The 12,222-nt window shown below is 48.4% G+C and carries 12 protein-coding genes and 2 tRNA genes; 5 read left to right on the top strand and 9 right to left on the bottom strand.

Translation table 11 applies throughout. From position 1 onward, the window contains the following. Position 1: 1 nt before the first annotated feature. The 5 genes from ACTHSA_RS00275 to ccoG all read right to left on the bottom strand — a co-directional run bounded on the left by ACTHSA_RS00275 (position 2) and on the right by ccoG (position 3,574). Positions 2 to 77 (bottom strand) — tRNA-Gly (locus tag ACTHSA_RS00275). A 34-nt stretch (positions 78 to 111) separates the two neighbouring features. Further along, positions 112 to 187, bottom strand: a tRNA-Gly gene (locus tag ACTHSA_RS00270). Between the two features lie 95 nt (positions 188 to 282). Beyond that, positions 283 to 843 carry a CDP-diacylglycerol--glycerol-3-phosphate 3-phosphatidyltransferase gene (gene pgsA, locus ACTHSA_RS00265; RefSeq protein WP_003679552.1) on the bottom strand — a complete coding sequence of 187 codons (561 nt, stop codon included), beginning with the start codon at positions 841 to 843 and terminating at the stop codon, positions 283 to 285. Positions 844 to 1,519: 676 nt separating this feature from the next. Beyond that, on the bottom strand, positions 1,520 to 2,086 hold the full coding sequence (locus ACTHSA_RS00260; RefSeq protein WP_039862483.1) for a FixH family protein: 567 nt from the start codon (positions 2,084 to 2,086) through the stop codon (positions 1,520 to 1,522). Positions 2,087 to 2,089: 3 nt separating this feature from the next. Beyond that, complete coding sequence (ccoG, locus tag ACTHSA_RS00255; protein WP_004520803.1) at positions 2,090 to 3,574, bottom strand: cytochrome c oxidase accessory protein CcoG; 1,485 nt, start codon at positions 3,572 to 3,574, stop codon at positions 2,090 to 2,092. A gap of 444 nt (positions 3,575 to 4,018) precedes the next feature. Between ccoG and tkt the strand changes: the two genes are divergently transcribed. Then, the gene (gene tkt, locus ACTHSA_RS00250) at positions 4,019 to 5,998 is read left to right on the top strand and encodes a transketolase (protein WP_039862482.1); all 1,980 of its coding nucleotides are present in this window, start codon (positions 4,019 to 4,021) and stop codon (positions 5,996 to 5,998) included. A gap of 66 nt (positions 5,999 to 6,064) precedes the next feature. On the opposite strand, the gene clpA is transcribed toward tkt, so the two are convergent. Next, positions 6,065 to 8,344, bottom strand: a complete 2,280-nt coding sequence (gene clpA, locus ACTHSA_RS00245) for an ATP-dependent Clp protease ATP-binding subunit ClpA (protein WP_004520800.1) — start codon at positions 8,342 to 8,344, stop codon at positions 6,065 to 6,067. Positions 8,345 to 8,347: 3 nt separating this feature from the next. Then, positions 8,348 to 8,659 (bottom strand): ATP-dependent Clp protease adapter ClpS, encoded by a 312-nt coding sequence (gene clpS / locus ACTHSA_RS00240; RefSeq protein ID WP_004520799.1) that lies wholly within the window; start codon positions 8,657 to 8,659, stop codon positions 8,348 to 8,350. 257 nt (positions 8,660 to 8,916) lie between these two features. Between clpS and ACTHSA_RS00235 the strand changes: the two genes are divergently transcribed. The 4 genes from ACTHSA_RS00235 (at position 8,917) to ACTHSA_RS00220 (ending at position 10,454) form a co-directional block, all read left to right on the top strand. Continuing rightward, a complete protein-coding gene (locus ACTHSA_RS00235; RefSeq protein ID WP_003682902.1) occupies positions 8,917 to 9,120 on the top strand; it encodes a cold-shock protein in 204 nt (67 codons plus the stop codon). 75 nt (positions 9,121 to 9,195) lie between these two features. Next, on the top strand, positions 9,196 to 9,411 hold the full coding sequence (locus ACTHSA_RS00230) for a hypothetical protein (RefSeq protein ID WP_003679564.1): 216 nt from the start codon (positions 9,196 to 9,198) through the stop codon (positions 9,409 to 9,411). A gap of 84 nt (positions 9,412 to 9,495) precedes the next feature. Continuing rightward, positions 9,496 to 9,942 (top strand): SsrA-binding protein SmpB, encoded by a 447-nt coding sequence (smpB, locus tag ACTHSA_RS00225; RefSeq protein ID WP_003679566.1) that lies wholly within the window; start codon positions 9,496 to 9,498, stop codon positions 9,940 to 9,942. A 71-nt stretch (positions 9,943 to 10,013) separates the two neighbouring features. Further along, on the top strand, positions 10,014 to 10,454 hold the full coding sequence (locus ACTHSA_RS00220) for a hypothetical protein (RefSeq protein ID WP_004520797.1): 441 nt from the start codon (positions 10,014 to 10,016) through the stop codon (positions 10,452 to 10,454). 72 nt (positions 10,455 to 10,526) lie between these two features. Here ACTHSA_RS00220 and ACTHSA_RS00215 read toward each other — a convergent pair whose 3' ends face one another. Beyond that, a complete protein-coding gene (locus ACTHSA_RS00215; protein ID WP_004520796.1) occupies positions 10,527 to 11,012 on the bottom strand; it encodes a DUF4189 domain-containing protein in 486 nt (161 codons plus the stop codon). Positions 11,013 to 11,182: 170 nt separating this feature from the next. Beyond that, the gene (trxB, locus tag ACTHSA_RS00210; RefSeq protein ID WP_004520795.1) at positions 11,183 to 12,133 is read right to left on the bottom strand and encodes a thioredoxin-disulfide reductase; all 951 of its coding nucleotides are present in this window, start codon (positions 12,131 to 12,133) and stop codon (positions 11,183 to 11,185) included. Positions 12,134 to 12,222 lie beyond the last annotated feature (89 nt).

The following is a 12,222-nucleotide window of genomic DNA, read 5'->3' as shown; positions in this document are numbered from 1 at the left end:
CTGGAGCGGGAAACGAGTCTCGAACTCGCGACCTCAACCTTGGCAAGGTTGCGCTCTACCAACTGAGCTATTCCCGCATATTGAAAAAGAACAATCAACAAGTAATCAGAATGGAGCGGGAAACGAGTCTCGAACTCGCGACCTCAACCTTGGCAAGGTTGCGCTCTACCAACTGAGCTATTCCCGCTCTGATAGTTTGTTGCTTCGTATATCGAAGAAGACGCAATTATTATGGATTTAATCGCGTGCGTCAAGTATTTTGTTTTTATTTTTTTTAAAAATTTATTTGAATTCTTTCCATGCCATTTTCAGGTAGTAGCACATGGACCAGATGGTCAATACAGATGCTATAAACATCAATATGTTACCAATGAGATAGAAAGGATCGTTATATTTGTCTGTGCCGATAAGCAAAAGGAAGATGGCGATCATTTGGGCGGTGGTTTTGAATTTGCCGATAGTGGCCACTGCAACGCTGCCGCGTTTGCCCATTTGTGCCATCCATTCGCGCAAGGCGGAAATGGTGATTTCCCGGCCGATAATAATCATGGCGAAGATGGCATATGTTCTGCCAAGGCTGACGAGCAGGAGCAGGGCAACGGCAACCATGAGCTTGTCGGCAACGGGGTCGAGGAATGCACCGAAGTCGGAGGTTTGTTTCCAGCGGCGTGCTAAAAAGCCGTCGAACCAGTCTGTAATAGCTGCAAGTGCAAAGATGATAGCGGCTGTCCAGTTGACGGTTTGTGGTTGAATCCATGTGTTCGGTAAATAGAATAGGATGGTGAACACGGGGATTAATAGGACGCGCATCCAGGTAAGTAAAATAGGTATGTTCCAAGGCATGGTTTGGGATCTTTTGGATGATGTGTCGGGTTGTTCATTATAGCTTATTTGTTCACTCTGCTTTTTGAAGTGTTGTTTTTTTGCCGACAAGTATCTTGGGCATAGATTTTTGTCGTGTGGGTTGTGAAGAAAATCTGCTAAGGCCGTCTGAAAAATAGGCTGTTGCGGGGTGTAAATGTTTTTGGGTAGAAAAGTAGCTGCGAAATAGTGAGCAATAAGGTCTGCCTGCTGTTCGATATTTAATTGGTTGATGTGGGGTAAGGGGATAGGGTAGGCGTAAGCTTTGCGTTTTCTGTATCCGCCTTTGAGCATGATGAATAGGCCGGAAAGCCAAACTTTGTGACCGCGCTGGTGTTGCCAGACATGTGTCAGCTCATGAATCAGCCAGATTTTGTAGGCGATGCCGGCTTGAGTGAAATCATCAGGGCAGTGTTTACGAGGAAAGTATATGTTTCCATTGGGCGCAATGGCGGTATTGGCGTTGGGTATAAGTGGAATGCCGCGATATATTTTGATGTGGTGGAAGTCTATGCTGTCCGCAAAAACTTGTTTTGCCATACGGACTTCATTTTCGGTCAGTCTGCGCCAATCGGAAAAAATCATATTTGGAAGGGAATATAAGAGGGTATGAAGATTTCAGGCCGTCTGAAAGGTTTCAGACGGCCTGGGTCGGGATTTATTGTTCTGTTGAAGCGGCTTGTTTGCCGTTGTCGAACAATTTGTCCATAGGCGTCAGATTGACTGCATTGCCTTGGCTGACTATCCATTTGTTTTCAACACGCCATACGCCTGAGGCATCTTCAACGCGTAAGTACCAATGATTGGTTGGGCGTAAAGGTTTAAAGACGGCTTCGTATTCCATGCGGCCGTTTTGTGGTTCGGCTGTTACGGCGCGCAGCTTGACGGTTTGGTCATCGGCTTTGCGCGTCGGGTGCATCAACAATAGGTTTAATGGCTGTTTGGTATCGAATTGTCCGCTGACGAATACTTTGGCGGCATTCATATCCGGACTGATTAAGACCTGCACTTGAATTTGCCGTTTAACGGCTTCTTCATCACGGTGAAGTTGGATTTCGATGTGTTTGCCGTCTTTGTAGTAATCGTCAGACACCAAGTCTGTCGTGTGTTCTTTTGCGACGAAGAACATGGAAACGCTGGCGATAACGACGAAGATGGGGCCTGCCATCAGCACCCAGGGCCAAATATGTTTGTACCAAGGTTTGATTTTGGGTTGTGGGGACACCGTTTATTCTCCGATAAAGGTTGCTTTTTCTTCTAAAGTAGTCGGTTTGGAGTCGGCAGAGCCGGTCTCGCGATAGATAAAGGTAAATTCAATCGGATGGCTGCCTTTGTCGGCGTATTCGGGAATGGTAGATACCTGTACTGGGATGGTAACGGTTTCCCGCGGCGCAATTTTAATACCGTTTTCAGGCAGGCCGGTCAGCGCGATTTCGTCAAAGCCTTTGACGGTTGCGGTCATCAGTTGTTCGTTTTCACTATTGTTGATAATACGCAGGTTATAGGCATTTTCCAACCAGCCTTGGCTGTTTTCGCGAACCATGACACCACGGTCTTTCAGGATATCGACTTCGACCATTTTTCGGGTGGAAATGCCGACCAGGAAGGCGATGATGACCACCAGGAGTACTGCGCCATAACCAGCTACGCGCGGACGTTTCAAGCGTTTTTTGATGTCGCTTTCAGGGTATTCGTGTTCCAACGCGCCTTCGGTTGTATAACGGATCAAGCCGCGCTCGTAGCCCATTTTGTCCATGATTTCGTCGCAGGCATCGATACACGCCGCGCAGCCGATACATTGGTATTGCAAACCGTCGCGGATGTCGATACCGACGGGGCAGACTTGCACGCACATGGTGCAGTTGATGCAGTCGCCCAAGCCGCTGTCTTCTTTGTTGGCGGTTTTCTTGCGTGCGCCGCGCGGTTCGCCGCGTTCGGTATCGTAAGAAATAATCAGCGTGTCTTTGTCAAACATTGCACTTTGGAAACGTGCATACGGACACATATGCAGACACACTTTTTCGCGCATGATGTGGGCGAAGAAGAAAGTCATGAATCCGTAAAATGCTGCGGCAAACATTGCGCCGCCGCCTGCTGCTCCGGTGAATAAATCGGGAACAAATTGGCGGATCGGGATAAACCAGCCTGCAAAAGTGATACCTGTCCATGCGCAGACAAGGAAAATCAGCAGGTATTTGGTGGCCTTAATGCGAATTTTAGTAAAGTTCCAAGGCGATTTTTCCAGTTTTAGGCGTTTGTTTCTATCGCCTTCGACCAAGTTGTCAATCCACAGCATAATTTCGGTGTAAACCGTTTGCGGGCATGAATAGCCGCACCACAAACGACCGGCAATGGTTGTCCACCAAAACAATCCGAATGCGCAAATCATCAGCAGTAAGGCAAGGTAAATCAAATCGCCCATACCCAGCGACAGTCCGAAAATGAAGAAATGACGGTCAGGGATATTGAATAAAACCGCCTGACGGCCGCTCCAGTTGAACCATGGAATAACGTAAAATACAAACTGGGTCGCCAATACTGCGGCGATACGCAGTTTGGCAAAGCGTCCTTCCGCCTTTTTAGGATGGATGCGTTCGCCTTCAGGATGGATTTGAATCACGCTGGATTTAGGTTTGGAAGGTTTGGGCGGAGTGGCTTTTGCTGTTTTTTCTGTTGAGGGTGTGGTATTTTCAGCTTGGTTTTCTGGTGACATTTCAGTGTTCCTTGATGAAGTGCACACAAGCCTGTTGTCATGGTAGTAGTTTGATGTGGATATTTTCAGACGGCCTTTCGCGTGCATACAAATCATAACATTTGACTCTATTCAAAGCAAAAGAGGGACTTCGTATTAACGATGGATTCCTTGCGGCCGTTTGATGTAGGGCCGTCTGAAAAGGGCAGTATTCAAAGGTTTATGGTTCGGCATGTGTGCAAACTTATAGTGATTTGCTATTTACACGATAAAAATATATAAAGCACTGTTTCAAAACGAAATAACAGTTAATATCATCTGTCCCGTCCGTTTCGGGTAACCGAGTGGAAACAGGCCGTCTGACAAAGCGAATATCAAAAGCTATCCTTGAAAGCACGGCTGATTCAGGCGATAATCGGTACACCTTTTTTCATATTTCCAATCTTGTCCAAGGAAGGTCAAACCATGTCTCAACTGGCAAACGCAATCCGTTTCCTCTCAGTCGATGCCGTACAAAAAGCCAACTCAGGCCACCCGGGTGCGCCTATGGGTATGGCGGAAATGGCAGAAGTGTTGTGGACGAAGTTCCTCAATCATAATCCGGCCAACCCGAAATTCTACAACCGCGACCGTTTTGTCCTCTCCAATGGTCATGCTTCCATGATTCTTTACAGCCTGTTGCACCTGACCGGCTACAACGTTTCTATTGATGATCTGAAAAATTTCCGCCAACTGCACAGTAAAACCCCCGGCCATCCTGAATATGGCTACACCGACGGCGTGGAAACCACGACCGGTCCATTGGGACAAGGTATTGCCAACGCAGTGGGCATGGCTTTAGCCGAAAAAATCTTGGCTGCCGAATTTAATAAAGACGGTTTGAACATCGTTGACCACCACACCTACGTCTTCATGGGCGACGGTTGTATGATGGAAGGCGTATCGCACGAAGCCTGCTCGCTTGCCGGCACTTTAGGTTTGGGCAAACTGATTGTTTTATATGATGACAACAATATTTCCATTGACGGTAAAGTGGACGGTTGGTTTACCGAAAACATCCCGCAACGTTTTGAAAGCTACGGCTGGCAGGTGATTCCAAATGTAAACGGTCATGATACCGATGCCATTCAGACGGCCATTGAAGCCGCCCGCGCCGAAACCGGCAAACCTTCCCTGATTTGCTGCAAAACCTTAATCGGTAAAGGCAGTGCTAACAAAGAAGGCAGCCACAAAACCCACGGTGCGCCTTTGGGTGCGGACGAGATCGAAGCCACGCGCAAACATTTGGGTTGGGCTTATCCTGCGTTTGAAATCCCTCAAGAGATCTATGCTGCATGGGATGCAAAAGAAAAAGGCGCGAAACTTGAGGCCGAATGGAACGAACTCTTCGCTCAATATCAAGCCAAATATCCTGCCGAAGCCGCAGAATTTGTGCGTCGCATGGATAAAAAACTGCCTGAAAACTTCGATGCTTACGTTCAAGCCGCATTGAAAGAAGTGTGCGCCAAAGCAGAAACCATCGCCACCCGTAAAGCCAGCCAAAACAGCATCGAAATCTTGGCAAAAGAGCTGCCTGAATTGGTGGGCGGTTCTGCAGACTTGACCCCGTCCAACCTGACTGACTGGTCAAACAGCGTTTCCGTTACCCGCGAACACGGCGGCAACTATATTCACTACGGCGTTCGCGAGTTCGGCATGGGCGCAATCATGAACGGCCTTACCCTGCATGGCGGTGTTAAACCATTCGGCGCGACTTTCCTGATGTTCAGCGAATACGAGCGTAATGCTTTGCGTATGGCGTCGCTGATGAAAATCAACCCTGTATTTGTGTTCACTCACGATTCCATTGGTTTGGGCGAAGATGGTCCTACCCACCAACCTATCGAGCAAACTGCCACTCTGCGCCTAATTCCAAATATGGATGTATGGCGTCCATGCGATACCGTTGAATCTTTGGTGGCGTGGGCTGAAGCCGTTAAAGCTGCCGATCATCCGTCCAGCTTGATTTTCAGCCGTCAAAACCTGAAATTCCAAGCGCGTGATGAACAACAGCTGAACGACATCAAACGCGGTGGCTACGTCATCAGTGAAGCTCAAGGCAATGCACAAGCTGTTGTAATTGCTACCGGTTCTGAAGTTGAATTGGCTCTGGAAGCGCAAAAAGTATTGGCAGAACAAGGTATTGCCGTACGCGTTGTTTCCATGCCTTCTACCAATGTATTCGACCGTCAAGATGCCGCCTATAAAGCCGCTGTTCTGCCGGAAGGTTTGCCACGCGTAGCCATAGAAGCCGGACATGCCGACGGTTGGTATAAATACGTCGGTTTGAACGGCGCCGTGGTCGGTATCAACCGCTTCGGCGAGTCTGCACCTGCTGATTTGCTGTTCAAAGAATTCGGCTTTACCGTAGACAATGTGGTTGCCACTGTTAAATCTGTTTTGTAAATCAGATTTTTGATTGGGATAAAAAGGCCGTCTGAAATTTCAGACGGCCTTTTATTTTTCAGTCGGTTAAACAGTTTCTGTTTCAGGTTTGACCTTGCTTTTCTTAAACTTCAACACGGCTTTTTCTTTTGCTGCATCCCAGTCTATCAGCACAAAGCCACCTTCGGTGAGTTTGCCGAACAGAAGTTCGTCGGCGAGCGGTTTGCGGATTTTTTCCTGGATCAGGCGGTTCATCGGGCGTGCGCCCATTTGCGGGTCGAAACCTTTTTCCGCCAGATATTTGCGCAATGCCGGTGTGAATTCGGCTTCGACTTTTTTGTCGAGGAGCTGGTGTTCGAGCTGGAGCAGGAATTTGTCCACGACTTTGACGATAATGGGTTCGGACAAGGGCGCAAATGGGATAATCGCGTCCAAGCGGTTGCGGAACTCGGGCGTGAAGAGTTTGTTGATTGCCTGCATTTCGTCGCCGCGCTCGCGTTTGGCGGTAAAGCCGAGGTTGGGTCGGCTGAGGCTTTCCGCGCCTGCGTTGGTGGTCATAATCAGGATGACGTTGCGGAAGTCGGCACTCTTGCCGTTGTTGTCGGTCAGTTTGCCTGCGTCCATGACTTGCAGGAGGACGTTGAAAATGTCGGGGTGGGCTTTTTCGATTTCGTCCAAGAGCAACACGCAATGCGGCTGCTTGTTGACGGCTTCGGTCAAAAGGCCGCCTTGTTCAAAGCCGACGTAGCCTGGTGGTGCGCCGATGAGGCGCGATACGGCGTGGCGTTCCATGTATTCGGACATATCAAAGCGTTGCAGCGGTACGCCCATCGAGTAGGCAAGCTGTTTGGCGACTTCGGTTTTGCCGACGCCGGTTGGGCCGGAGAAGAGGAAACTGCCTATCGGTTTGTCGGGCAGGGCGAGGCCAGAGCGCGACATTTTGACGGCGGCAACCAGCGCGTCAATGGCGTTTTCCTGACCGTAAACCATGTTTTTCAAATCACGGCCGAGGAATTGCAACACTTGTTTGTCGTCGTGCGACACGGTTTTTTCGGGAATCCGCGCAACTTTGGCGATGACGGTTTCGATTTGCGCTTTGCCGATGACTTTTTTCTGTTTGGATTTGGGCAAAATCCGTTGCGCCGCGCCTGCTTCATCCATTACGTCGATGGCTTTGTCGGGCAGGAAACGTTCGTTGATGTAGCGGGCGGAAAGTTCGGCTGCGGCTTCAAGTGCGCCTTGCGTATAGCGGACTTGGTGGAAATCTTCAAACATCGGTTTCAAGCCGCGCAGGATTTGTACGGTTTCGGAAATGGTAGGCTCGACCACGTCAATTTTTTGGAAACGGCGGCTTAAGGCGTGGTCTTTGTCGAAAATGGTACGGTATTCGTCATAAGTGGTCGCACCGATGCAGCGCAGCGAGCCTTTTGCCAGCGCAGGTTTGAGCAGGTTAGACGCATCCATTGTGCCACCGCTGGTGCTGCCCGCGCCGATGATGGTGTGGATTTCGTCGATGAATAAAATGGCGTGCGGGATTTTTTCGAGCTGTTTCAAGACGGATTTGACCCGTGCTTCAAAGTCGCCGCGGTATTTCGTGCCCGCCAAAAGCGAACCCATATCCAGTGCGTATACTTCGGCTTCTTTCAGCACGTCGGGAATATCGCCGTTGACGATTTGGTGTGCTAAGCCTTCCGCCAGCGCGGTTTTGCCCACACCAGCCTCGCCGACCAAAAGCGGATTGTTTTTGCGGCGGCGGCACAGGATTTGTACCAGCCTTTCCATTTCGTGTTTGCGACCAATCAAAGGGTCGATACGGCCGGCTTTGACTTCGGCGTTGAGGTTGACGGTGTAGTCGGAAAGAGAGCCGGTTTTCTGTTCCGCTTCTTCGCCCTCGCGTCCCAGGCCGTCTGAATCATTGCAGTCTTCGTCATCAGGCGAGCCATGGGCAATGCAACGCAAGACTTCAAAGCGTGTAATGGATTGCAATTTGAGGAAATAAACGGCATGGCTTTCAGATTCGCTCATCATGGCAACCAAAATATCCAAAGGCTCTACTGCGGCTTTGCCGGCAGACTGGGTATGCACCATTGCCCGTTGGATGACGCGTTGGAAGCCCAATGTCGGCTGGGTTTCGACCGTATCCAGAAGATGATCGGGAATTTGCGGTGTATTTTCTGCAACGCTGGCCGCAAGCTGCTCGGACAGGACTTTCAAATCCGCACCACACAGTTTCAAGACGTTCGGCACAGCCGCATCTTCTTCTATCAACACCAAAAGCAGGTGTTCCAAGCTGATAAACTCATAACGGGCGTTGCGTGCTTCACGGTAGAGCAGTTGCAGGATGTGTTCCAATTCGGGTGAAAGCATGATTTAAACCTCTTCGACTATACATTTGAGCGGATGCCCTTCAGCTTTGGCACGTTCCATGACCTGATGTTGCTTGGTCTGCGCAATATCGCGCGTGTAGGTGCCGCACAGGCCTTTGCCTTCGTGGTGCACCAGCAACATGACGGCCACTGCCTGTTCCTGTGTAAGCATAAAGACTTCGGTCAGGATTTCGACGACAAATTCCATGGTGGTGTAATCGTCGTTCAATAAAAATACGCCGTAACGTTTCGGCGGCTGTGTGTTGATATCGCTGAGCAGGGTATCGGATTGGTGGTCGGTATTCGGATGGTTCATAAGCTTAGGTTTCAGTTTTCAGACGGCCTGTTTTAGAGTGTAAACAGTTTTCTGTTGTATTTCGGCAATTTTTTTCTATTTTCCCACTTTTTTGAAAACATAGCTTGACGTTTTGTCTTAACAAATGTAAAAAGACGGTTAAGCAGAAGTTGGCACTCGACCGCGTATGTGATACGTGGGAGAAACGCTGAACGTTTTAGTTTGCTGTATGCCTTGTTTTGCTGATTTTGTTAATTTTTAAGTATAGGAAGTTTCTAATGGCAACCGGTATCGTAAAATGGTTTAACGACGCTAAAGGTTTTGGTTTCATCACTCCTGATGAAGGTGGCGAAGATTTGTTCGCTCACTTCTCAGCGATCAACATGGATGGTTTCAAAACCCTGAAAGAAGGTCAACGCGTATCTTTCGACGTAACCACCGGCCCTAAAGGCAAACAAGCTGCTAACATTCAAGCTGCTTAATCAAATGCGCGGCGTAAGCCGTAAAATCATGGCGGGGTTTCCCGCCATTTTTTATGGGCGTTCGAGTTAAAAATTATGAATCAAAATTCATCTTATCAAAATGCTTTAAACCAGTTAGACGAGCTTATCCGTCATTTTCGTAGCGAAGGCGAGGTCAGCTGCGCCGTTGCCGAGCGTGAAGACCAAATCTTAATCCGCCTTGCCGATTTGAAACTGGATTTGCGCCCTGAAGATGAAAAAGCGATTGCTGATATCGACCGTTTTTACCGCCGCCATGTTTTAAGCGAATAAACGTTTCAAAACCGTTTGCCGTTTTATTTTTTAAGCATGCCTGATAAAATAGGCCGTCTGAAAAGTTTGTAAAGAATCAGCACAATGAGTATTGCCAATAATAAAAAAGCCTTTCACGATTTCTTTATCGAAGACCAAATCGAAGCCGGTATAGTATTGGAGGGATGGGAAGTCAAAGCCATCCGCGCTGCACGCGTGCAATTAAAAGAAAGCTATATCTACTGGAAAAAAGACGCATTCTATTTGGTGGGCTGCCACATTACCGCATTGCCCACTGCCTCGACACACGTCAAACCCGACCCTGTCCGTCCGCGTAAGTTGTTGTTGAAACAATCGGAAATCAACAAGTTAATCGGTAAAACCGAACGTGCCGGTTATACGATTGTGCCCTTAAACCTGCATTACACACGTGGTAGAATCAAAGTGGAAATCGGTTTGGCCAAGGGTAAGAAACAGCATGACAAACGCCAAAGCCTGAAAGAAGCGGATTGGAAGCGTGAGAAACAACGTTTGATGAAAAACGTACGTTGATTTTTTCAGACGGCCTTTTTGTAAAGGCCGTCTGAATATTTATTGTTTGAAAATTTTAAAAAGGAAAACAGATGAAAACCATGATTTTAGCAGCGGCTTCAGCCGTATTGTTGCTGGGCGCGTGTTCTACTACGGAACAAAGAGTATTGAAACCTGAAGAGCTGACCAGCATCAAACATGTCTGCATCATTCAGAATGCAAAAGTGCGTCCGCATGATTTGGACAAGGCTTTGTCCAAAGCTTTGGCAAAACGCGGCATTGGCAGCACGATTGTAACCGCAGACAACCGTGGCAAACTGTATGATTCTTCTTGCCCGTATAATCTGCGTTACAAAACCAAAGGCAATGACGAAATCTTGCGTAAAGGCGTATTTGTGTTGCGAAGCACGAAGTATGCGGTTTCTACTGTCAGCTACTCTTTAAATGATGAAAACCACTTCCGAACCAACCCTGATTTGGTGAAACAGGCTGAAGGCGTTGTGGCCAAATTGTTGGAAAAAAACAGCAAATAAAAGCCAGAATAAAAAACCGGCTTGCCGTGATATGGAGAATATCGGGCAAGCCGGTTTTATTTTCAGACGGCCTTAAATGGATTTGATTTTTTCCCAAAGGGTTTTGACTGTACCTTGATAGTAGGTTTCGGAAGTGCAATAGACTGTTTCTAAAGCACATTGTCCTTGTGAGCCGTATTTTTTGATACATTGGTTCAAGGCAATTTGATGCACGGTTTTGAAACGTGGGGAGGTAATGGCTACCACGTTTTGAGCAGTCAATTTGCCCATGGCTTTAGGATAGGCAACAGCGATACAGGTGTTGTGCAGAGGGACAACCGTTTTGCAGCCTGTTGCTTGGCCTGCACCGATGCCGGCTAAGGCATCTTGGCCTTTGCAGAATGTTTCGAGTTCGGCTGTCGCATCCAGTTGGGTGGCATTTTCTTTGGTGGTTTTGATTTGCAGCGCTTCATCGCTGTTGGCTGGGTTTTGCCACATGGCCAGGTAGCCGTAAGTATCGGCAGCCAGGGCGGCAGGAGTCAGTGCGCAAAGGATAAGTGTCATTAGTGTTTTTTTCATGTTCGTTCCCTGTTTGTTGGGTATTTGTCGTTATTATAAAGCAAAAGTACTTATTTGATATAAATTTGCTTTTAAAATGAATATTTAGTGTGGCAGATAGATTATAGGCCGTCTGAAATTTCAGACGGCCTTTTGATTATGTTTTAAAGAATAGGGCGTAGCTTAGAGGTTTATACACCGTGGCGGTCGAGCCAACGTTCGGCATCAAGCGCGGCTTGGCAGCCGGAAGCGGCGCTGGTGATGGCTTGACGGTAGGTATGGTCTTTGACGTCGCCTGCCGCCCATACGCCTTCGATATTGGTTGCGCCGACATTGTCACCGGTACCGCCTTTGGTTTTCAGGTAGCCGGTTTCATCCATATCGAGTTGACCTTTGAAGATATCGGTGTTGGGTTTGTGGCCGATGGCGATGAAAACGCCTTTTACAGCGATTTCTTCAGTACTGCCGTCATTGTGTTTCAGGCGTGCACCGGTAACGCCGCTTTCGTCGCCCAAGATTTCATCAACCGAGCTGTTGAGCTTGAGGATGATTTTGCCTTCTTCGACGCGTTGCATCAGTTTGTCCACCATGATTTTTTCGGCACGGAAGCTATCGCGGCGGTGAATCAGGGTAACGGTGTTGGCGATATTGGCAAGGTAGAGTGCTTCTCCCACAGCGGTATTGCCACCGCCGACTACGGCAACATCTTGTTTTTTGTAGAAGAAACCATCGCAAGTCGCACAGGCGGAAACGCCTTTTCCGGCAAAGGTTTCTTCGCTTGGCAAACCTAAATATTTGGCGGATGCGCCGGTGGCAACGATGAGTGCATCGCAAGTGTATTCGCCCATATCGCCTTTGAGGGTAAACGGACGGTTTTGCAAATCAACGGTGTGGATTTGGTCAAAAATCATTTCAGTACCGAAGCGTTCGGCATGAGCTTGGAAACGAGCCATCAGTTCCGGACCTTGTACGCCTTCGGCATCGGCAGGCCAGTTGTCCACTTCGGTGGTGGTCATCAGTTGTCCGCCTTGCTCAACGCCGGTAATGATTACAGGGTTGAGGTTGGCACGGGCAGCATACACGGCGGCAGTATAGCCGGCAGGGCCGGAGCCGAGGATGATGAGTTTATGATGGTTGCTCATGATGGTTTCCTTGCTGATAAATGATTGAATTTTGTCGTATCTAAGCTTTCAGATGGCCTGAATTTTACTTGAATCTGCCGCCGTCTGAA

This window comes from Neisseria sp. P0008.S002 (genome assembly GCF_051962805.1).
Lineage (GTDB): Bacteria > Pseudomonadota > Gammaproteobacteria > Burkholderiales > Neisseriaceae > Neisseria > Neisseria perflava.
Note: the sequence above shows the minus strand (reverse complement) of the source record. Positions and strands in the feature narration are given on the sequence as shown.

What these genes read in the sequence shown, in the direction of transcription:
- pgsA (WP_003679552.1), bottom strand. Translation starts at nt 843, where the DNA reads ATGCCTTGGAACATACCTATTTTACTTACCTGGATGCGCGTCCTATTA.
- ccoG (WP_004520803.1), bottom strand. Translation starts at nt 3,574, where the DNA reads ATGTCACCAGAAAACCAAGCTGAAAATACCACACCCTCAACAGAAAAA.
- tkt (WP_039862482.1), top strand. Translation starts at nt 4,019, where the DNA reads ATGTCTCAACTGGCAAACGCAATCCGTTTCCTCTCAGTCGATGCCGTA.
- clpA (WP_004520800.1), bottom strand. Translation starts at nt 8,344, where the DNA reads ATGCTTTCACCCGAATTGGAACACATCCTGCAACTGCTCTACCGTGAA.
- clpS (WP_004520799.1), bottom strand. Translation starts at nt 8,659, where the DNA reads ATGAACCATCCGAATACCGACCACCAATCCGATACCCTGCTCAGCGAT.
- ACTHSA_RS00235 (WP_003682902.1), top strand. Translation starts at nt 8,917, where the DNA reads ATGGCAACCGGTATCGTAAAATGGTTTAACGACGCTAAAGGTTTTGGT.
- ACTHSA_RS00230 (WP_003679564.1), top strand. Translation starts at nt 9,196, where the DNA reads ATGAATCAAAATTCATCTTATCAAAATGCTTTAAACCAGTTAGACGAG.
- smpB (WP_003679566.1), top strand. Translation starts at nt 9,496, where the DNA reads ATGAGTATTGCCAATAATAAAAAAGCCTTTCACGATTTCTTTATCGAA.
- ACTHSA_RS00220 (WP_004520797.1), top strand. Translation starts at nt 10,014, where the DNA reads ATGAAAACCATGATTTTAGCAGCGGCTTCAGCCGTATTGTTGCTGGGC.
- ACTHSA_RS00215 (WP_004520796.1), bottom strand. Translation starts at nt 11,012, where the DNA reads ATGAAAAAAACACTAATGACACTTATCCTTTGCGCACTGACTCCTGCC.
- trxB (WP_004520795.1), bottom strand. Translation starts at nt 12,133, where the DNA reads ATGAGCAACCATCATAAACTCATCATCCTCGGCTCCGGCCCTGCCGGC.